The 19,874-nt window shown below is 69.3% G+C and carries 22 protein-coding genes; 5 read left to right on the top strand and 17 right to left on the bottom strand.

Annotation, left to right across the window (positions count from 1 at the left end; translation table 11 throughout):
• Nucleotides 1–228: 228 nt before the first annotated feature.
• Nucleotides 229–1,071 (top strand): hypothetical protein, encoded by an 843-nt coding sequence (locus ACN9MP_RS03475; RefSeq protein WP_426323932.1) that lies wholly within the window; start codon nt 229–231, stop codon nt 1,069–1,071.
• Between the two features lie 3 nt (nt 1,072–1,074).
• Here the strand turns inward: ACN9MP_RS03475 and ACN9MP_RS03470 are convergent, their stop codons facing one another.
• On the bottom strand, nt 1,075–1,794 hold the full coding sequence (locus ACN9MP_RS03470; protein ID WP_426323931.1) for an endonuclease/exonuclease/phosphatase family protein: 720 nt from the start codon (nt 1,792–1,794) through the stop codon (nt 1,075–1,077).
• Nucleotides 1,795–1,950: 156 nt separating this feature from the next.
• Between ACN9MP_RS03470 and ACN9MP_RS03465 the strand changes: the two genes are divergently transcribed.
• The 4 genes from ACN9MP_RS03465 (at nt 1,951) to ACN9MP_RS03450 (ending at nt 6,702) form a co-directional block, all read left to right on the top strand.
• Nucleotides 1,951–2,397, top strand: coding sequence for a hypothetical protein (locus tag ACN9MP_RS03465; RefSeq protein ID WP_426323930.1), 447 nt, complete (start codon nt 1,951–1,953; stop codon nt 2,395–2,397).
• A gap of 191 nt (nt 2,398–2,588) precedes the next feature.
• Nucleotides 2,589–3,488: a response regulator gene (locus ACN9MP_RS03460; RefSeq protein ID WP_426323929.1), complete on the top strand. Its 900-nt coding sequence runs from the start codon at nt 2,589–2,591 to the stop codon at nt 3,486–3,488.
• A gap of 359 nt (nt 3,489–3,847) precedes the next feature.
• Nucleotides 3,848–5,530 (top strand): ATP-binding protein, encoded by a 1,683-nt coding sequence (locus ACN9MP_RS03455; RefSeq protein WP_426323928.1) that lies wholly within the window; start codon nt 3,848–3,850, stop codon nt 5,528–5,530.
• Entirely contained in the window at nt 5,527–6,702 is a 1,176-nt protein-coding gene (locus ACN9MP_RS03450; RefSeq protein ID WP_426323927.1) for a hypothetical protein, read from the top strand. Before ACN9MP_RS03455 ends, ACN9MP_RS03450 begins: the two co-directional genes overlap by 4 nt.
• A gap of 30 nt (nt 6,703–6,732) precedes the next feature.
• Here the strand turns inward: ACN9MP_RS03450 and truA are convergent, their stop codons facing one another.
• The 16 genes from truA to rpsE all read right to left on the bottom strand — a co-directional run bounded on the left by truA (nt 6,733) and on the right by rpsE (nt 19,870).
• The gene (truA, locus tag ACN9MP_RS03445) at nt 6,733–7,593 is read right to left on the bottom strand and encodes a tRNA pseudouridine(38-40) synthase TruA (RefSeq protein ID WP_426323926.1); all 861 of its coding nucleotides are present in this window, start codon (nt 7,591–7,593) and stop codon (nt 6,733–6,735) included.
• 21 nt (nt 7,594–7,614) lie between these two features.
• Complete coding sequence (locus tag ACN9MP_RS03440) at nt 7,615–9,048, bottom strand: mechanosensitive ion channel domain-containing protein (RefSeq protein ID WP_426323925.1); 1,434 nt, start codon at nt 9,046–9,048, stop codon at nt 7,615–7,617.
• A complete protein-coding gene (locus ACN9MP_RS03435; RefSeq protein WP_426323924.1) occupies nt 9,049–11,238 on the bottom strand; it encodes an adenylate/guanylate cyclase domain-containing protein in 2,190 nt (729 codons plus the stop codon).
• 208 nt (nt 11,239–11,446) lie between these two features.
• The gene (rplQ, locus tag ACN9MP_RS03430; RefSeq protein WP_426323923.1) at nt 11,447–12,010 is read right to left on the bottom strand and encodes a 50S ribosomal protein L17; all 564 of its coding nucleotides are present in this window, start codon (nt 12,008–12,010) and stop codon (nt 11,447–11,449) included.
• A gap of 64 nt (nt 12,011–12,074) precedes the next feature.
• The gene (locus tag ACN9MP_RS03425; protein ID WP_363429855.1) at nt 12,075–13,064 is read right to left on the bottom strand and encodes a DNA-directed RNA polymerase subunit alpha; all 990 of its coding nucleotides are present in this window, start codon (nt 13,062–13,064) and stop codon (nt 12,075–12,077) included.
• Between the two features lie 164 nt (nt 13,065–13,228).
• A complete protein-coding gene (gene rpsK, locus ACN9MP_RS03420; RefSeq protein WP_018171470.1) occupies nt 13,229–13,627 on the bottom strand; it encodes a 30S ribosomal protein S11 in 399 nt (132 codons plus the stop codon).
• A 33-nt stretch (nt 13,628–13,660) separates the two neighbouring features.
• The gene (gene rpsM / locus ACN9MP_RS03415; RefSeq protein WP_336398091.1) at nt 13,661–14,035 is read right to left on the bottom strand and encodes a 30S ribosomal protein S13; all 375 of its coding nucleotides are present in this window, start codon (nt 14,033–14,035) and stop codon (nt 13,661–13,663) included.
• A gap of 171 nt (nt 14,036–14,206) precedes the next feature.
• Complete coding sequence (rpmJ, locus tag ACN9MP_RS03410; RefSeq protein ID WP_005050492.1) at nt 14,207–14,323, bottom strand: 50S ribosomal protein L36; 117 nt, start codon at nt 14,321–14,323, stop codon at nt 14,207–14,209.
• Between the two features lie 83 nt (nt 14,324–14,406).
• Nucleotides 14,407–14,628: a translation initiation factor IF-1 gene (infA, locus tag ACN9MP_RS03405; RefSeq protein WP_018171468.1), complete on the bottom strand. Its 222-nt coding sequence runs from the start codon at nt 14,626–14,628 to the stop codon at nt 14,407–14,409.
• Nucleotides 14,629–14,844: 216 nt separating this feature from the next.
• A complete protein-coding gene (locus ACN9MP_RS03400) occupies nt 14,845–15,543 on the bottom strand; it encodes a DsbA family protein (RefSeq protein ID WP_426323922.1) in 699 nt (232 codons plus the stop codon).
• A gap of 10 nt (nt 15,544–15,553) precedes the next feature.
• A complete protein-coding gene (map, locus tag ACN9MP_RS03395; RefSeq protein WP_426323921.1) occupies nt 15,554–16,396 on the bottom strand; it encodes a type I methionyl aminopeptidase in 843 nt (280 codons plus the stop codon).
• Between the two features lie 4 nt (nt 16,397–16,400).
• Complete coding sequence (locus ACN9MP_RS03390; protein WP_426323920.1) at nt 16,401–16,994, bottom strand: adenylate kinase; 594 nt, start codon at nt 16,992–16,994, stop codon at nt 16,401–16,403.
• Nucleotides 16,991–18,313: a preprotein translocase subunit SecY gene (gene secY / locus ACN9MP_RS03385; protein WP_426323919.1), complete on the bottom strand. Its 1,323-nt coding sequence runs from the start codon at nt 18,311–18,313 to the stop codon at nt 16,991–16,993. Before secY ends, ACN9MP_RS03390 begins: the two co-directional genes overlap by 4 nt.
• A 98-nt stretch (nt 18,314–18,411) precedes the next feature.
• On the bottom strand, nt 18,412–19,020 hold the full coding sequence (rplO, locus tag ACN9MP_RS03380; RefSeq protein ID WP_426323918.1) for a 50S ribosomal protein L15: 609 nt from the start codon (nt 19,018–19,020) through the stop codon (nt 18,412–18,414).
• The gene (rpmD, locus tag ACN9MP_RS03375) at nt 19,020–19,205 is read right to left on the bottom strand and encodes a 50S ribosomal protein L30 (protein WP_018171461.1); all 186 of its coding nucleotides are present in this window, start codon (nt 19,203–19,205) and stop codon (nt 19,020–19,022) included. Before rpmD ends, rplO begins: the two co-directional genes overlap by 1 nt.
• Complete coding sequence (rpsE, locus tag ACN9MP_RS03370; RefSeq protein ID WP_426323917.1) at nt 19,205–19,870, bottom strand: 30S ribosomal protein S5; 666 nt, start codon at nt 19,868–19,870, stop codon at nt 19,205–19,207. The genes rpmD and rpsE overlap by 1 nt, the downstream gene beginning before the upstream one ends.
• Nucleotides 19,871–19,874: the final 4 nt, after the last annotated feature.

The following is a 19,874-nucleotide window of genomic DNA, read 5'->3' as shown; positions in this document are numbered from 1 at the left end:
ATGTAAGGGCCCCCGCGTCGCCCTCCCCCAGCCTCGGCGTCGCCTTCCCGAACGTGACCCCCGTTGCTCCGCGCCTGTATGACCATCCTCCTCGCCGCCCTGATCGCGGCCGTCTGCCTCCCCGTCGCCTTCTACGTGCTGGCCGTCGCCGGCTCCCGCGACTCGGTGCGCTACTACTACGGCGGCTGACGCCGCGACGACCCGCCGCACGGGCGATATCGTGACCCCGTGACCGCGCTGCCACTGTCGACGTCGCTCGAGCGCACCTACCGCTACCTGCGGATCGGGATCGCCGGCACTGTCGTGGCGATCTTCGTCGCGATCGCACAGGCGGCGACGACGTACGGCTGGCTCACCTCGGTGAGCGACTACTTCTACACGCCCGCGCGAAACGTCTTCGTCGGGTCTCTCATCGCCGTCTCCCTGGCACTGCTCGCGCTCTCGGGGCGCGGCGCAGAGCGCGCGCTCCTCGACGCCGCAGCCCTGTTCGCCCCTCTCATCGCCCTCGTGCCGACGACGGTCGCCGCCGGCGCGGTGCCCGGTGTCGCGGTGTCGTGCACCGGCCGCTGCTTTCCGCCCGCCTACGAAGCGGACGTCGCCAACGGCATGATCGTCTACCTGGTGCTGGGGCTCCTCGTCCTCCTGGTGGCGCTCGTGCTCGCGGCCCTCGGCCAGGTGTCACTCGCCGCCGTGTGGCCGTCACTGCTGATCGCGGGCGCCGTGGTCGGCGCGACCGGACTGACGTGGCTGCTCGCGCGCGAGGCGTTCCTCGATCAGGCGCATTTCGTCGCTACCACGGCGTTCTTCGCACTCTTCGCGGCGGTGGCGGTCCGGAACGCATTCCCCCGGAGCGGCCCGCAGCCGGCACCGGCCTTCCAGGCGCTCTACACGGCGATCGCGGTGGGACTCGTCGTCGTGCTCATCGCCTACGTCGTGCTGCTTCCGCAGGCCGATGGCTCCGGCATCCCCATCGTCCTCATCGTGGAAGCCGTGGCGCTCGCGCTCTTCTTCTCGTTCTGGGTGGTGCAGGGCATCGAGAAGTGGTCCGACCCCGACCCGACGCTGGTCTAGGTCCTACGCGGCACCGGACTCGGGCTCGGGGATCTCGACCACCCGGCGCGCGCCGGCGGCGGCGTGCGCCGTCACGAGGATGGGCAGGTGATCGCTCAGACCTTGCGGAAGGGTTCGCACCCGATCGATCTCGAAGCCGACCGACGTGGCGAAGTCGTAGTGCCCGCGGAAGAAGCGATAGCGCGTGTACGTGCGCGAGTCGCTGAGGTTGAGCTCGTACCCCTGCTCGCGCACGTGCTGGCCGAGGCGCTCCTTGAACACGGGGTAGTTGTAATCCCCCACCATCAGCGCGGGCAGTCCTTCGCCGAGCTGCTGCAGCTCGCCGAGCGCCGTGCGGATCTGGTGACGCCGGAGCGAGTTGAGGGCCGTGAGCGGGGCGGCGTGGAACGACGCGACGATGATGTCGATGTTCTCGTCGATATCGTGCAGCCGCACGCCCAGCAGCCGTTCCTCGGCCGGCTTCAGCACGCGATCGTGCAGCGACTTCTTGAGGGCCAGCGCCCGCACCTCCACGGCGCGGTAGGTGTTCTCGCGGTAGTACACGGCGAGGCCGAGCCGATTGCGCTGGGTGGAGTCAGCGAGCCGCAACCCCGAGATCTCGTCCGGGATGTCGCTGGTGTCGGCCTCCTGCAAGCACAGCACGTCGGCGCCGTACCGCTCCACCAGGTGGGCGAGTTCGCCTGCTGCCCGGTGCTTCCGCAGGTTGTACGAGATGACCTTCATGGCGAGCCCCAGCCTATGCCGCCGACCTCGCCGAAGGATGGCCTTGACAGGAAGGTCACACCCGCATGTACGAAATCCGGATGCTGCCGCTCTGAAGTGGTGTGCCCCGGTTCGCGGCACCCCGATCGCGAGCCTCGAAGACCACAGGAGGGTCCCATGTCCGCATCCGCATCCGCCGGAGCCGTCCGCGCCGAGCTCACCGAGGCGCTCGCTGCGAGCCGGGCCACGCGCGCCACGGCCGAGCGCGAGCTGCGCCTGAGCGTCGTCGCGCGGTCGCGCGCCGGCGAGGCGCTCGAGCGCACCGCACGTCGGCCGGGGCTCCACGAGTCCGAGCGCGAGCGCCTGCGCGCCGAGTACGCCGCCGCCGACCGTGTGGTCGCGGAGCGCCGGGCCGCCGTCGACAAGGCCCTCGAGTTCGAGCGTGCCGCCACGGTCGTCGCGGAGGCGTTCGAGTCCGAGGCCGCCTCGGCGAGCCCGCTGGCCGCCGCACTGCTCGAGCTGGTCGGCTCCACGACCGCGTCGCGCGGGCGCACTCCCCGGGCCACGGCGCGGCGCGCAGCGCCCGCGGTGCGACTCGGCGCAGCACGGCCCCGCACGGCCTGAGCGCGCGCGACGGCGACTGCCGAGGTGAAGAGACGTGAGGTCTCTTCTCGACTTGTACAGCTGCCTGCCGTGTGTAGCATCGAGGTACTCAGCGCGTGTCACAGCGCTGAGTGCTTGCGTGTGGGGCCGCGGCTGGGGTCGGTCACCCGTGCAGGTTCGAACCGACCGTCCGAGAGAGGACGCAGCCCAGCATGACGACCCCTTCTGAGGAGCTGAAGACAGCCGTCATCATCGAGGACGACGCGGAGATCCGGCACATCCTGGCCGAGGTCCTCGAGTCCTCGGGGTTCTCGACGGTCTCGGTCGGCAACGGCATCGACGGCGTGCGGGCCGTGCTCACCTACCAGCCGGTGCTGACGACGATCGACGTGAACATGCCCGGCATCGACGGCATCGAGGCGGCCAAGCGCATCCGTGCCCAGTCCGACACCTTCATCATCATGCTGACCGGGCTGAACGACGAGGCCGACGTGATCGCCGGCCTGGGCGCCGGCGCCGACGAGTACCTCGCCAAGCCCTTCCGGCCCCGCGAGCTCCGCGCGCGGGTGGAGGCGCTCATGCGCCGTTCGCGTCCGGCGGGCGAGGTGCCGGCGACGCCGGCCGCACCCGCGCAGGGCAGCGCGGGACCCGGGTCTCCCGGCGTGGAACCCACCACCGCGTCGATCGCGGCCGCCGCACCCGACGGCGGCGTGCCGCCGATGCCCGCTCCGGCCGATGGGCTGCCGATGGAGGCGGCATCCGTCCCCTTCGTCGATGGCGACGGCGAATGGCTCCTTCACCGCGACCTGAGGCTGCACCCGGAGAACCGCATCGCCCTCATCGACGGCGATGAGCTCGAGCTCACCCGCACCGAGTTCGACCTGCTCGCCACCCTGCTCGAGTCCAAGCGCCGTGTGCGCAGCAAGGCGGATCTGACGCTGGTGCTGCGGGGCGATTCCTACGTCACGAGCTCCTTCGTCGGGGATGCCGACAAGCGAGCCGTGGAGGCCCACATGACCAACCTGCGGCGCAAGCTCGGCGAGAGCGCGGCCAGCCCCCGCTACATCGAGACCGTGCGCGGCGTCGGTTACCGCCTGACATCCGAGGGGTGAACCCACAGTGCAAGAGGCATCCGCTCGCCCCCAGACGAGCGGATGCCTGCTTGCGGCGCGCGGAGTGCCCGTCTCCCCAGCCGGGCCCACCGCTTCCTCCCCCTTTGCGCCGTGCTCCCCAGCCGTGGCGCTTCCCCAGTTCCGGCCCGCCTTCGGGTGACGGGCCAGAAGATCTCGATGCTTCGGCGATCCCAGTCCTCGCCTTCGAACGAGTCCAGCTTGCACCTGCGACCGCAAGACGTTCCCGAGGATGGATGAGAGCATCCGCAAGGTTTGCGCAAGACGTCCGCAAGGGAGCGTTTGCCGCCCATCCCGCCGCGTGCGGATTCGGCGCGTGGCCGGGTCAATAGAATCGCCACATGGCTACCGCGGCGGCACGATCGATGCTCGCCGTGGGAACACCTGACGCGCGCACCCGGTCGATCTGGCTCACGCAGCTCGTGCTCGCGGCCAGCGTGCTCATCACCGCGATCCTCGTGATGGCGCTGAGACCGGCGCTGTTCGGCCGCTGGAACTTCCTGGTCGGCACCCTCGTCATCGTGATCGTCACGCTCATGACGCTGGCGCTGCCGTGGGCGCGCCTTCCCAAGCACCTGGTGCTCGCCGTGCCCTTCGTCGATGCCGTGGCCATCGGCCTCCTCGCCAGCGGCACCGACCTCCGTCTCGGGTTCCTGTGGGGATTCCCGGTGATGTGGGTCGCGATGCACTTCCGCGCCACGGCCCTCGGCGCGATGCTGGCCATCATCGGGCTCATCCTGCTCACGGACGCCGCCCTCTCCCCCGGCGAGGGCGCCGCGCTGCGCGTCTTCGTCGTGCTGCTGTCGCTGACGCTCATCGGCATCACCGCGCACACCGCGCTGCGGAGGACGAAGTCGCTCCGTCGCCTGCTGCATCGCCAGGCCGGACGCCTCACGGCGACGCTCGCCCGCCGGTCCGACCAGGAGCGTCGCACGATGGAGATCCTCAACGGCGTCGACACCGGGATCGCGCGCATCTCGGAGGGCGGCACGCTCCTCGCCGTGAACGACGCGTACTCCAGGCTCTACGGCCTGGACCCGCTCGATCCCACGCTGCCGGCGCAGTCGGTCGAGTACACCGGCCTCCGGGGAATGCCCGTGCCGTACTCCGCGCGCCCCTACTCGCGCGCAGCGCGCGGCGAGACCTTCACGGATGCCTCGGTGTGGCTGTTCACGGCGGCCGGCGAGTGGCGTGCGCTTTCGGTGACGGCGAAACGGCTGGCGGCGCGCGGCGACGAGGAGTCGAGCACCCTGCTCCTCGTCCACGACGTGACCGCCCTCACCTACGCCCAGAGGGAGCGTGAGCGATTCACCGCGATGGCATCGCACGAGCTCAAGCACCCGCTGACGGTCATGATCGGCAACGCCGAACTGGCCCTCGAACTGGACGACCTCACACCGCGAACGCGTGGCCGCTTCGAGACGATCATCTCGGCGAGCGAGCGCATGCTGAAGATGACGGAGGGTCTCGTGTCGACCTCGCGCCGAGGCTTCTCCGGTCGCGACGAGGTCGACGACATCGACCTGCGTCGGATCCTGCTCGAATCGGTGGCGTCGTTCGAACCGACCGCGGCGTCCAACGACGTCTCCATCGAGGTCCGCGCGGATGAGCCACTGCCCGTCACCGCCGACGGCTTCCGGCTGCGCCAGGTCGTCGACAACGTCGTGAGCAACGCGATCAAGTACACGCCGCGCGACGGCCGCGTCCATATCGCCGGCGAGCGGGAGGCCGGCAGCGTCGCGCTGACGATCTCCGACACCGGCATCGGCATCGGCGCCGACGACCTGCCGAACATCCTGACGCCCTACTTCCGCACCGAAGAGGCCAGGAAGAAGAGCGGCGGGAGCGGGCTCGGCCTCGGCATCAGCAACGACATCGTGATCGCGCACGGCGGCACCCTCTCGGTCGACAGCCTGGCCGGCATCGGGACCACGGTGACCATCCGCCTTCCGCTCGCCGGAACCTCGGCCGCGCCGGCGCCGGCCGGCGCCGAGGGCCATCCCGTCACGGAAGGACGCGCATGACCGACCTCCTCGCGGACTCGGGGCTCAACCTCGGCGTGGCGCAGGCCGTGATCACGACGCTGGCGACGATGCTCACCATCGGCGTGGCGTTCCTCGTGAAGCCGGGGCTGCCGACCCTCTACTGGAGCCTGGCGTTCACGCTCGCGATGCTCGCGACCTACGGGGTCGTGGCCGGCGATGTCACGGGTCTCGAGACGTTGCGGCGGGCATCGCTCGGCGCGCTGATGGGGGCACCCGCGCTTCTGTGGTCGGGGTTCCGGGCGTCATGGGGACTGCGACCGCACGCGTGGGCGGGCGGCGCTCTGGCCGCGGGCGCGGCGCTGATCCTCGCGACCGTCGACGGCCCGGTGTGGTTCACGGTGGCCTACCGCACGGTCTTCTTCGCAGCATCCGTCTTCGCCGGTCTCTTCGTGCTCGATTGGGCCCGGGCAGCCAGTCGCCGTGCCGATCGGCTGCTGCTGCCGATGGTCGTCATGTCGATCGCCTTCGCGGTCACCGGCACCGCCACCCTGGTCGCCGGGGTCGCCTTCCCGCCGTCGGGCGGCGACGACTTCGAACTCCTTCGCGTGATCTCGTCGGTCGGGATGCTGGCCTACGTCGCCTGCGCCCTGATCGCCGTGGTCGGCTGTGCCGCACGAGACAGCGGCCTCGGTCGCTCCGCGACGAACTCGACCGCCTGGCAGCAGTTCGAGCGGACCGCGTGGGACCGGCTCATGCGGGCGGAGAAGGCCGGCGACCCGTGGTCGGTCGTCTACCTTCGCCTGGACGATGCCGCCGACATCCGGCAGACTGCCGGAGCATCCGCCTTCGCGAATCTGTCGGAGCGGCTCGAGGAGGAGGTCCGGCAGGTGTTCCCCGCCGAGGCCGACGTGGGCGCACCCACCGCGGGAGCCGTGGTGGTGCTCGTGCCGCGGCCGGACGCCGTCGTTCGCGAGCTGCTGCGGACGATCCTCGAACGGGTGACCCGCATCGATGTGCACGGCGCGCTTCCGATCAGGCCGACCGCGAGCGCCGGCTGGGCGCCTGCCTCGGTGCTCGGCTACGACCTCGACGCGCTGGTCTACACCGGCCGGGAAGCGGCGGCGCTCGCCAGCGAGAAGGGCGGCGACCGATGGGAACGGGTCGGTGCGACCGTTGTGGAGAGGCTGATCAGCCGCTCAGAGCACCCGTGACCGTGCCGGTCGCCGTCCGCGCCGCGCCCGCTACTCGCGATCGCGGCGGGCGCGCGTCTGATCGGCACGTCGTGCCAGCAGGTCGTCCGCGGGATACCCGACCTCGGTGAGCGTGAGCCCGCGCGCGGCGAGCACCTTCACCTCGGGCACGCGCTCCTGCGCATCCCGGATGTCGACGACGTCGTCGACCTCGAGGCGCCCCTCGCCCACGGCGACGCAGGCCCCGACGAGCGCGCGCACCATGCTGTGGCAGAAGGCATCCGCCTTGACGTTCGCGACCAGCACGCCGAGGTCGTCGCGGTGCCAGTCGAACTCGAGCAGCGTGCGGATGGTCGTGGCCTCTTCGCGCGGCTTGCAGTAGGCCGCGAAGTCATGCAGCCCGATCAGGGCGCGGGCCGCGGCATCCATCGCCTCCGCATCGAGGGATGCTCGCACGGCGGTCGTGCGATGACGCTCGAGCGGGTCGTACCCCGTGAGCGTGTCGCCGATGCGGTACTCGTAGCGGCGCCACACCGCGGAGAACCGGGCGTCGAAGCCTTCCGGAGCGACGCGCGACCCGCGTACGGCGACATCGGAGTAGGCGCCCACCACGCCCGTCATGCGGGCGGCGAGTGCGGCGGCGCGATCGGCCTCGGTCTGCGTGGCGGCTCCGGGGCGCGCGTGCCGCGCGAGCACGCGCTGCCATTGGCTCTCGTCGAGGTCGACGTGGGCCACCTGGCCGGTCGCGTGGACGCCGGCGTCGGTGCGACCCGCCACGACGAGCCGGGGGTCGCCGCCGACCACGCGTGCCAGCGCGGACTCGAGCGTCTCCTGCACCGTGCGCAGGCCCGGCTGCCGCGCCCACCCGCGAAAATGCGTGCCGTCGTAGGCGATGTCGAGCCGGATGCGCACGCGCTCCAGCCTAGGCGGCGACTACCCGACGACGAAGCGACCCCGGGGTATCGACTGGCCCACGGCCGCCAGTGCCGCACCCGCCTGCCGCACCCGGTTCTCGCTCTCGCGCACGATCTCGCGTGCGACGACCGGGTGAGCGCGCACGATGTCGTCGAGTGCCGCGACCGGCACCACGACGACGTCCACCTCCGTCGTCGCCAGGGCACGCGAGATGGTCTGCGTGCGCGACAGGGCGGTGAGGCCGATGGGATCGCCGGCACCCAGCGTGCCGACCTGCACGAAGCCGTCGTCGTCGGTCGGGATGCCGAGCATCACCTTGCCCGCCAGGATGAACCGCGTCTCGAGCGGCACGACGCCGGGCCGCAGGAGCGACTCGCCCGCGCAGTACCGCTCCAGCCGCGCGTGGGCGGCGAGCGCGTCCGACTCCCCGGGCGAGAGGCTGAGCGCGGGCGCGATCTGGCGGAGAGCGTCCTGCAGCCGCGCAGGGGTGCGCCACTCGTCGGTGAGGTCGCCGTCGAGGTGCAGATCGGCGCGACGCGCGGCATACCAGAGCCGCGTCGCGAACGCGTCGAGGGCGTCCACCCGGTCACCGGGCGTCCGCAGCGGAATGGCCACCTCGTAGCGGGAGCCCCCGAGGGTCGTCGCGACCGGCTCGGCACCCGGCGCCAGAAGAGGGATGTCGCGGGCCACCTCCACGAGCAGCTCCCGCACGCGACCGGGCGGGTCGTCGCTGCCGAACTCGACCTGGAGCGTCGCAGCGTAGGGCTGCGGGTTGCGGGACAGGTTCACGAACGACGCGCCCGCGAGCTCGGCCGTCGGGATGACGAGCGTGCCGTTGCCGGTCTCGAGGTGCACGGCGCGCCAGTTCACCTCGACGATCTGCCCGCGGGCGCCGGCGGTCTCGATCCAGTCCCCGAGCTCGAAGGGCGCCTCGAAGACGAGGAACAGGCCCGACACGATCGAGCCCACCGCGTTCTGCAGCGCAAGGCCCACCACGATCGACGTGATGCCGAGCGCGGCGAAGACGCCCGCGACGTCGGCATCCCACACCCACCAGAAGACCGCCGCGATCCCCAGCACGATGAACACGAACCGGATGAGGTCGCTGAAGATGGTGGGGAAGCGGTCGCGCCACGAGCCCTTCTCAGCGCGGTGGAACACCAGGTGGTTGACGGCGTTGATGGTGACGACGATGACCAGCAGGCCGAAGATCGTCCACACGACCTTGGGCCACGTGCCCGACCCTTCCCACGCACCCGGCTGGCTGAGCAGCACGAGCACGCCCGCGACGGGCACGAGGTAGTTGCGCACCATCAGCACGATGGGCGCTGCGCGGCTGCCCCGGCGGGCGAGCGCGTTGTAGAACTCCGTGAGTCCGATGAGCGCAAGGGGCAGCCCCACCGAGACGATGACGGCGGGCCAGAACCAGGGCTGCGAGACGATGTCCGACACCTACACCCCCGTCGACGCAGTACCGGACACGACGGCGGTCGGGGCCTCGACCCTCCACACGCGCTGTCCGCCGCTCTGCGTCTCGATCTCGCCCGCCGGGACCACCGTGATGGAGTCGGGCACGCGTTCGGCGACGCGCTGGGTGATGTAGATGCCGGGCTCGTCGGAGTCGCCCTGCACGCGGAACGCCAGGTTCACGGCATCCCCCCACATGTCGTAGACGACCCGTGCGCGACCGATGAGTCCGCTCGTGACCTTGCCCGAGTCCAGGCCGGCGCGGAGCGTCAGCGCCACACCCTGCTGCGCCGAGTAGCGCTCGAGGATGGTGTCGAGCTCGAGCGCGAACTCGACGGCACGCCGCGCGTTGTCCACGCGCGGGACAGCGAGACCGCAGCTGGCGAGGTAGCTCTGCCGGGTCGTGCGCACGCGGTCGACGCCGTGCCGCTCGGCGGCCTCGTCGAACGCGCGGATGAGATCGTTCAGGCGCGCGACCGCCTCGTCCGACGACATCGAGAGCGCGAGCGCCTCGAAGCCGACGATGTCGGCGAAGACGACGGTGACGTCGTCGCTGTCCTGCGTGATGGCCTCATCGCCGTGCTTGTAGCGGCTGGCCATCCCCTCGGGCATGAAAGAGAGGATGAGGTCTTCGTTCGCCTTCTCCTGCTGGGCGATGAGGTGCGACTTCACCTGCAGGCTGTGGCTCATGTCGTTGAAGGCGTTCGCGACGTCGGCGAGCTCGTCGCTCGAGCCCGCGTCGACCTGAACGCCCTCGTCGCCGGCCGCGATGCGCTGAGCCGCGGTCTTGAGCCGGCGCAGCGGTCGCACGAACACCTGAGCGAGGATCAGCGACAGCATGCAGACGAAGATGATCATCGCCGCCGTCGACAGGATGAGGTTGCGAGTGAAGTCCTCGACCGGGACCATGGCCTCTTTCTCGGTCTCCTGCGCCACGATCACCCATTCCAGGCCGTCGAGAGCGAGCGGCGCATACGCCGTGAGGCTCGGTCGGCCGAGGTAGTCGCTCTCGAGCAGCGTTCCGGAGTCCCCCGCCATGGCCCTGGTCACCGCCCTGCCGGCGATGGCCTGGTGCAGCAACGTATTGCCGTTGTGCACGCTCAGCGCCGCAGCAGCCGGGGCGAGACCTGCGGCCACAGCATCCTTCTCGTACGATTCCGCGTCGTCCAGCAGCGCACGCGAGACCGACCGCATCGTGCCGTCCTCACCCACCAGGTAGGTCTCCCCGGTCGCGCCGAGGCCGTTCAGCTGCCACTCGCCCGCAACGGTCATGACGTCATCGATGCGCTCGATGGGCAACTCGATCGCGAGCGCCCCGAGCACTTCGCCGTCATCGGCGATGGGCACGACGGCCCAGCCGGCCGGCGCCCCGAGGCTGGGCCCGTAGGCGGCGAAGTCCGCCAGCACGACATCGCCGACGATGTTGCGGTCCATCGCCTCGCGGTACGCGGTCGCGAGGTTCGAGAGCCGGTAGGGCCCATCGAACAGGTTGGTGCCGAGGTCGACGCCTTTGTAGGCGGTGTAGACGACGTTGCCCTCGGTGTCGAGCATGAGCACGTCCTCGTACTCCTGCAGCTGCGTCATCGCGCGGTAGTACTCGTGGTACCGGGCGTGCGCCGCCGACCATGCACTGCCGTCGCCGGCGTCGTCGTCGAGGATCGCGGTCTCCCAGTCCTCGTACGGGATCACGTAGTGGTACTGCAGGTACGTCTGGGCCGCGCCGCGCGGCGCGAAAGCCGACCCGTCGACGTCTTCGCCGGTCGCCTCCTCCAGGTCGGCGGCGAAGGTCTCGCGATAGTAGTCATCCACCGCAGCGGATGCCGCGGCATCCGTCTCCCGCTGGTTCAGCTCCGCGAACCCCTGGCTGAAGGCGCGCACGGCGGCCTTGCTGGTGTCGTTGAGCGCCGACAGGCGCACGGAGTTCTCGATGGAGCGGAACAGCTGCGATACCTCGCGGGCGCGGTTCTCGCGGATCTCGACGAGCTTCTCGTAGGCGATGGCGCGCAGCGCCTCCGTGCCGTTGACGTACCCGATGATGCCGACGACGATGCTCGACAGCACGCTCACCGACAGCAGCATGATGAGCAGGATCGAGTAGATCGACAGCCCCGCCCGCGCTCGGGCGCGGGGCACCCCCACCCACTCCGTCGACACGGGCGTCTCCGATCCGGACACGCTCTCTCCCCTCGTACGCCGGACAGCGGCGCTGGAAGCATCCCCAAACCGCCCCGGCGCGCCGAGGTTGGGCCCAGAGTAGCGCTCGGCCTGCGTGAGGCATAGAGGCCGCTCCGGGCAGCCTGATACACAGCAAGACCCGCCACCCTCGACGGGTGGCGGGTCTCGCGATGCCAGGGTGCCGGGCGGCGACGCCCGGCGGATCCGCTTACTCGGCCTTCGCCTCGGCGGGAGCCTCGACGGCCTCTTCGGCGGTGGCCTCGGCGGCAGCACCCTCCTCCTGCGACTCGGCGCCGGCCTCGGCGGCCTCGTCCTCAGCGGGGGTCTCCTCGGCGGGGGTCTCCTCGACCGGAGCCTCGTCGGCGACCGGAGCGGTCTTCGCAGCGGACTTCTTGGCCGACGGCTTCTTCGTCACGGGCTCGAGGACGAGCTCGATGACGGCCATGGGTGCGTTGTCGCCCTTGCGGTTGCCGACCTTGGTGATGCGCGTGTAACCGCCCTCACGGTCCGCGACCAGCGGTGCGATCTCGGTGAACAGGACGTGCACGACTTCCTTGTCACCGATGACCGAGAGCACGCGACGGCGCGCGTGGAGGTCGCCGCGCTTGGCGAACGTGATCAGGCGCTCGGCCAGGGGACGCAGGCGCTTCGCCTTGGTCTCGGTCGTCTTGATCGACTTGTGGGTGAACAGCGCAGCGGCCAGGTTTGCAAGCAGCAGGCGCTCGTGGGCGGGGCCGCCTCCGAGGCGGGGACCCTTGGTGGGCTTGGGCATTCTTGATTACTCCAGTGGAAAAAGTCGGTCAGAGGGGACGGTTGCCGGGGCTCCCGGCATCCGATCACACGGTCTCGTCGTCGTAGCCGCCGTAGAAGTGCGCGCCGTCGAACCCGGGGACCGAGTCCTTCAGCGACAGGCCGAGCGAGACGAGCTTGTCGCGCACCTCGTCGACTGACTTCTGACCGAAGTTGCGGATGTTCATGAGCTGCGTCTCCGAGAGGGCGACGAGCTCCGACACGGTGTTGATGCCCTCGCGCTTGAGGCAGTTGTACGAACGCACCGACAGGTCGAGGTCCTCGATCGGCATCGACAGCTCGTTCGAGAGGACGGTCTCGACCGGCGCCGGGCCGATCTCGATGCCCTCGGCCTCGACGTTGAGCTCGCGGGCCAGGCCGAAGAGCTCGGTCAGCGTGCGGCCGGCCGACGCGACGGCGTCACGCGGGGCGATCGAGGACTTCGTCTCGACGTCCAGCACGAGCTTGTCGAAGTCGGTGCGCTCACCGGCACGGGTGGCCTCGACACGGTACGACACCTTCAGGACGGGCGAGTAGATCGAGTCGACCGGGATCTGGCCGGCCTCGGCGTACTCGTTGCGGTTCTGCGTCGCCGAGACGTAGCCGCGGCCCCGCTCGATCGTGAGCTCGAGCTCGAACTTGGCGGTGTCGTTGAGCGTCGCGATGACGAGCTCCGGGTTGTGAACCTCGACACCGGCCGGCGCGGAGATGTCGGCGGCGGTGACCTCACCGGCGCCGGTCTTGCGGAGGTACGCGGTGATGGGCTCGTCGCGCTCGCTGGAGACGACCAGCTGCTTGATGTTGAGGATGATCTCGGTGACATCCTCCTTCACACCCGGGATGGTGCTGAACTCGTGGAGGACGCCGTCGATGCGGATCGACGTGACGGCCGCGCCGGGGATCGACGACAGGAGGCTGCGACGCAGCGCGTTGCCGATCGTGTAGCCGAAGCCGGGCTCCAGGGGCTCGATGATGAAGCGGCTGCGGAACTCCCCGACCTTCTCCTCGGTCAGAGTGGGACGCTGTGCGATGAGCACTATGTGTTCCTTTCGATCACGTGCCCGCTATATGACACGTGCGGTGGGTGAGGTGTTGAGTTTTACTCGGGATGCCTCGGACCGGGGCATCCGTTAAGCGTGCGGTGGCCCTTCGACAGGCTCGGGGACCGATTCGGTTCCTGAGCCTGCCGAAGGGCGGGAAGTCAGACGCGGCGGCGCTTGGGCGGACGGCAGCCGTTGTGGGCCTGCGGCGTCACGTCCTGGATCGAGCCGACCTCGAGGCCTGCGGCCGTGAGCGAACGGATCGCGGTCTCGCGGCCCGAGCCGGGACCCTTCACGAAGACGTCGACCTTCTTGACGCCGTGCTCCTGCGCCTGGCGGGCAGCGGACTCCGCGGCCATGCCGGCGGCGTAAGGCGTCGACTTGCGCGAGCCCTTGAAGCCCACGCCACCCGACGACGCCCAGCTGATGACGGCGCCCGACGGGTCGGTGATCGAGACGATCGTGTTGTTGAACGTCGACTTGATGTGGGCCTGGCCCAGCGCGATGTTCTTCTTCTCCTTGCGGCGCGGCTTGCGCGCGGCGGACTTGGCCTGTGCCATTGCTCTGCTCTCCTAAACCCTGGGGGCCGCGCCTTAGCGCGCCTTCTTCTTGCCGGCGACGGTGCGCTTCGGGCCCTTGCGGGTACGGGCGTTCGTCTTGGTGCGCTGCCCGCGCACGGGGAGGCCGCGACGGTGACGCAGGCCCTCGTAGGAGCCGATCTCGACCTTGCGGCGGATGTCGGCGGCAACCTCACGGCGGAGATCACCCTCGACCTTGTAGTTGCCTTCGATGTAGTCGCGGAGGGCGATGAGCTGGTCGTCGCTGAGGTCCTTGACGCGGATGTTCTCGTCGATCTCCGTCGCCTTGAGGATCTCGTTCGAGCGGGTACGGCCGACGCCGTAGATGTACGTGAGGGCGATCACCACGCGCTTGTCGCGCGGGATGTCAACGCCGGCAAGACGTGCCATGCGGTTTCTCCTGAGAGTAGGTGGAGGTGTGGAGCAGCATCGGTGCCCGGGCCTCCAGCCCGAGGTGTCCCCTCCGGAGAGGTTCTGACGCTGCCTGTGTTCGTGTTCAGTTGTGGATCCTGCGGTTCGACGGGCCCACCGACCGTGCGGTCCGTGAGGCCTGTCGAAGGGTCAGCCCTGGCGCTGCTTGTGGCGCGGGTTCGACTTGCAGATGACCATGACGCGACCGTGGCGACGGATGACCTTGCAGTGGTCGCAGATGGGCTTGACGGAGGGGTTGACCTTCATGATTTCTTCTCTTCGCTGTCTTCACCGGGCGCGCTTCGGTCGCTGGGCTTCTCGAAGCGCGGGGTGTTACTTCTCGACCGGTCTCAGCGGTAGCGGTAGACGATGCGGCCGCGGGTGAGGTCGTAGGGCGACAGCTCCACGACGACGCGGTCCTCGGGGATGATGCGGATGTAGTTCTGCCGCATCTTGCCCGAGATCGTGGCGAGTACCTTGTGGCCGTTGCTCAGCTCAACGCGGAACATCGCGTTGGGCAGTGCTTCGGACACGACGCCCTCGATCTCGATGACACCGTCTTTCTTCGCCATACGCTCGCTAACAGTTGTGCAGACCGGTCGATCTGCGGTGGATGGGATTCGGTGCTACGACACGCCAATAAAGGCGCAACGCACCAAAGATCAAGCATACGTGATAGTGGAAGCCTCGGCAACCTGGCCGCTCCCCCGCCCGCCCGCGGCGCAGCATCCGTCCGTCTTCGGCTGTCATGCCCCGCAGGGGCGGGCGGCGGAGGGCGGGCGGAGGGGCTACTGGAAGAGCGTCGCGAGCTGGCCGGCCGGAGGGAGGTCGGAGTTCGAGATGACGTCGCCGTTGACCGTGATGGTCGGCGTGGCGATGCCCGACTGGCCCGGCTGGATCGGGGTCCCCTCGGTCATCGACGTCACGAAGCCCGCGTAGGTGCCGTCGTTCACGCACGAGTCGATGCCCGTCACGCCGACGCCCGCGGCGATGTCGAGGATCTCGCTGTTGGAGAGGCCGGAGGAGTTCTCCTTCGGCTGGTTCTCGAACATCGCCTGCAGGAACGGCAGCGACGCCTCCGGATCTTCCACCGCGACGCAGTAGGCCGCGTTCGCCGAGCGCGTGGAGTACTGCGTGCCGTTCGACGCGCGATCGAGGATCGAGATCGGATGGATGCCGAGGGTGATGCTGCCGTCTTCCACCATGCTCTGGATCTCGGGACCGTAGATCTGCTCGAACTGGCCGCAGACGGGACACATGAAATCGATGTAGGTGTCGAGCCGGTCTTCGCCGTCGCCGACGAGGATCGCTCCGGTCTCGGGCTCGATGCCGGCCGACGACGGCGTGTTCACCTCGGTGGGCAGCGGCTTCGGGGCAGCGGCGTTGTTGAGCGTGACCACCAGCACGGCGACGAGCGCCAGCGCCACCACGACGCCGACCGTCACCCACACCGCGAACCAGTTGGTCTTGCGTGCTGCCTGTGCCATCTCGAGCCTCCTAGGCGATCTCGCGCGGTGTCACACCGAAGGGCGCAAGGCCCGCGGCGCCGCCGTCCGGTGCCGTGAGCACCCAGATCCCGTCATCGTGCACGGCAACGCTGTGCTCCCAGTGGGAGCCGGCGGTGCCGTCGACGGTCGAGACCGTCCAGCCGTCGTCCTCGATGTACGTGGTCTGGTCGCCGATCACCACCATCGGCTCGATCGCGAGCACCAGCCCGGGACGCACCTCGGGCCCGGGATCGGCCACGCGGTAGTTGAACACCGACGGCGACTCGTGCATCTTGCGGCCGATTCCGTGCCCGACGTACTCCCGCAGGATGCCGTAGGTGCCCGACGCCGGGGAGTTCGCCTCGATGTACTCCTGGATCGCCGTGCCGACCTCGCCGATGTGCTTCGCCGACGCCAGCGCCGCGATACCAGCCCACAACGAGCCCTCGGTGACATCCGACAGCCGCTGCCGCTCGGCGACGACATCGGGGCGGGACTCGTCGGGCAGCACGACGGTGAAGGCGGAGTCGCCGTTCCACCCCTTGTACTCGGCGCCGGCGTCGATCGACAGGATGTCGCCCGGCGCGAGCACCCGGTCACCGGGGATGCCGTGCACGACCTCCTCGTTCACCGACGAGCAGATCGTGTGGCGGTACCCGCGCACCATCTGGAAGTTCGACTTCGCGCCCCGGGCGGTGATGAGAGCGGATGCTGCGGCATCCAGCTCGCCGGTCGTCACGCCCGGCGCGACGAGGCTGCGAGCGGCGTCCAGGGCCGCGGCCGTGATGAGCCCGGGCTCGACCATCGCCCGCAACTGGGCGGGCGACTTGTAGATCGATCGGCGCAGCGACACGGGATCAGACGACGGCGTCGCGGACGAGTCCGCGCGCCTCGAGCGCGGCCACGATGCGCTCCGTGATCTCGTCGAGCGAGCCGACGCCGTCGATCTGATCGACGATCGTCCGCGTGCGGTACACGTCGAGGATCGGTGCGGTCTCGCGCTCGTAGATCGCCAGACGGTTGGCGATGACCTCTTCGGTGTCGTCGCTGCGGCCCTGTTCGGCGGCGCGGCGAGCGATGCGCTCGATGCTCTCATCGCGCGGCACCACGAGCTCGATCACTGCGTCGAGCTGCTCGTCGCGACCCTCGAGGAACTCGTCGAGGTGCATCACCTGGACGATGTTGCGGGGGTAGCCGTCGAGGAGGAAGCCCCCCTCGGCGTCCGCCTGTGCGAGGCGGTCGCGCACCACGGCGCTCGTGAGCTCGTCGGGTACCAGGTCGCCGGCCTCGATGATGGCCTTCACCTGCTCGCCGAGATCGGAGCCGTCCTTGACGGCGGCGCGGAAGACGTCGCCAGTCGAGATGGCGGGGATGCCGAAGGCTTCGGCGATGCGGACACCCTGCGTGCCCTTGCCGGAGCCCTGCGGGCCGACGATCAGAAGACGGGTCATCGGAGAAGCCCTTCGTAGTGGCGCTGCTGAAGCTGGGCGTCGATCTGCTTCACGGTCTCGAGACCCACACCGACGATGATGAGGATCGAGGCGCCGCCGAACGGGAAGTTCTGGTTGGCGCCGACCGTGGCGAGAGCGATCAGCGGGAGAAGCGCGATCAGACCCAGGTAGATGGAGCCCGGGAGCGTGATGCGCGTGAGGACGTAGTCGAGGTACTCCGCCGTCGGGCGGCCCGCGCGGATGCCGGGGATGAAGCCGCCGTACTTCTTCATGTTGTCGGCGACCTCGACCGGGTTGAACGTGATCGCGACGTAGAAGTAGGTGAACCCGACGATGAGCAGGAAGTACAGGATCATGTACAGCGGGTGGTCGCCGCGCACCAGGTAGAGCTGGATCCACGCCACCCAGCCGGGAACCTCTTCGCCCGCCTGCGGCTGGTTGAACTGTGCGATGAGTGCGGGGATGTACAGAAGTGACGAGGCGAAGATGACGGGCACGACGCCGGCCATGTTCACCTTGATCGGGATGTACGTGTTGGTACCGCCGTAGGTGCGACGGCCCACCATGCGCTTGGCGTACTGCACCGGGATGCGGCGCTGGGACTGCTCGACGAAGACCACGAGCGCGACGACGACGATGCCGACGGCCAGGACGAGCAGGAAGACCTCGAAGCCCTTGGACTGCCAGATCGCCCACATGGAGGCGGGGAAGGCTGCGGCGATCGAGGTGAAGATGAGCAGCGACATGCCGTTGCCGATGCCGCGCTCGGTGACGAGCTCGGCGAACCACATGATGAGGCCGGTGCCGGCGGTCATCGTGATGATCATGAGGAGCTGCGCCCACCACACGTCGTTGGTGAGGAGCTGCTCGCACTCGGGAACGCCGGTGGTGCCGAACAGCTGACCGCTGCGGGCCACGGTGACGAGAGTGGTCGACTGGAGGAGGGCGAGCGCGATCGTCAGGTAGCGCGTGTACTGCGTCAGCCTCGCCTGACCCGCCTGACCTTCCTTGTAGAGGGTCTCGAAGTGCGGGATGACCACGCGCAGCAGCTGCACGATGATCGTGGCCGTGATGTACGGCATGACGCCCAGCGCGAAGATCGACAGCTGCAGGAGGGCCCCGCCCGAGAACAGGTTGACCAGTGAGAGCAGTCCCTCGGTGCCCGCCGACTGTCGCAGACACGACTGCACGTTCGGGAAATTGACGAACGGCGCCGGCACGTGCGCGCCGAAGCGGTACAGGGCGATGATCGCCAGGGTGAATGCGATCTTCCGCCGAAGGTCGGGTGTGCGGAAGATCCGCGCGATGGCGCTGAACAAGAGGATTCCTCCAGAGGGGATGCCGGCACGCAGACGTGCCGTCGTCCAGGGTAACCCAGTGGGGGCCGGAGCAAGCTCCGACCCCCACTGTGCGCGTATTACTTGACGGCGCCGCCCGCGGCGACGATCTTCTGCTCAGCCGAAGCCGAGACCTTGTCGACCGTCACATTGAGCTTGACCGAGATGTCGCCGGTGCCGAGCACCTTGACCTTCTCGTTCTTGCGCACCGCACCCTTGGCGACGAGGTCGCCCACGGTGACGTCGCCACCGGCCGGGTACAGCTCCGCGAGCTTGTCGAGGTTCACGACCTGGTACTCGACGCGGAACGGGTTCTTGAAGCCGCGCAGCTTCGGGGTGCGCATGTGCAGCGGCATCTGCCCACCCTCGAAGCCGACCTTGACCTGGTAGCGGGCCTTCGTGCCCTTGGTGCCACGACCGGCGGTCTTGCCCTTCGAGCCCTCACCGCGACCCACGCGGGTCTTAGGGGTGTTCGAGCCCGGAACCGGACGAAGGTGGTGCACCTTCAGCACGCCCGGGCGCGAAGCCGGAACGTCCTTCTTGGCAGCAGCCTTCTTCGGGGCAGCCTTCTCAGCCTTGTCGGCCTTGGCGGCGGCGGGCGCCTTGCCGGCAGCGGCCTTCTTCGGAGCAGCCGCCTTCTTGGGCGCCTTCTCCTCGACGGCCTCGTTCTTCTCGGCCTTCTCAGCCATCAGTCGATCTCCTCAACCTTCACGAGGTGCGCGACGGTCCGGACGTAACCGCGCGTCTGCGCGTCGTCGGGACGGACGACGGAGTCGCCGATCCGCTTCAGACCGAGCGAACGCAGCGTGTCACGCTGGTTCTGCTTCTCGCTCACCTTGGACTTGACCTGCGTAACCTTCAGGCGCGCAGCCATCAGACACCTGCCTTCGCGGCGGCCGCGGCCTCAGCCTCGGCGCGGACGAGACGGGCGGGGGCGACCTGGTCGAAGTCGAGACCGCGACGCGCGGCGACCGCACGGGGCTCCTCGAGCTGCTTCAGGGCCTCCACCGTCGCGTGGACGATGTTGATCGTGTTCGACGAGCCGAGCGACTTCGACAGCACGTCATGGATGCCGGCGCACTCGAGCACGGCACGCACCGGACCACCGGCGATGACACCGGTACCGGCAGCGGCGGGGCGCAGGAGCACCACACCGGCAGCGGCCTCACCCTGCACGGGGTGCGGGATGGTCGAGCCGACGCGCGGCACGCGGAAGAAGTTGCGCTTGGCCTCTTCGACACCCTTCGAGATCGCCAGGGGCACCTCGCGCGCCTTGCCGTAGCCGACGCCCACGACACCGTTGCCGTCGCCGACGACGACGAGCGCGGTGAAGCTGAAGCGACGACCACCCTTGACGACCTTCGACACGCGGTTGATGGTGACGACGCGCTCGAGGAACTGGCTCTCGTTGCGGTCACGACCCCCGCGGTCACCGCGGGTCTGGTTGCGCTCGCGACCACCGCGGCGCGGCTCGCGCTCGCGCTCGGCGGGCGCTTCCGCAGCCGGGGCCTGGGCCTCGGCAGCAGCCTGCTCGGTCACGATG

It is taken from the genome of Microbacterium sp. E-13 (assembly GCF_049912955.1).
Taxonomy (GTDB): Bacteria; Actinomycetota; Actinomycetes; order Actinomycetales; family Microbacteriaceae; genus Microbacterium.
Note: the sequence above shows the minus strand (reverse complement) of the source record. Positions and strands in the feature narration are given on the sequence as shown.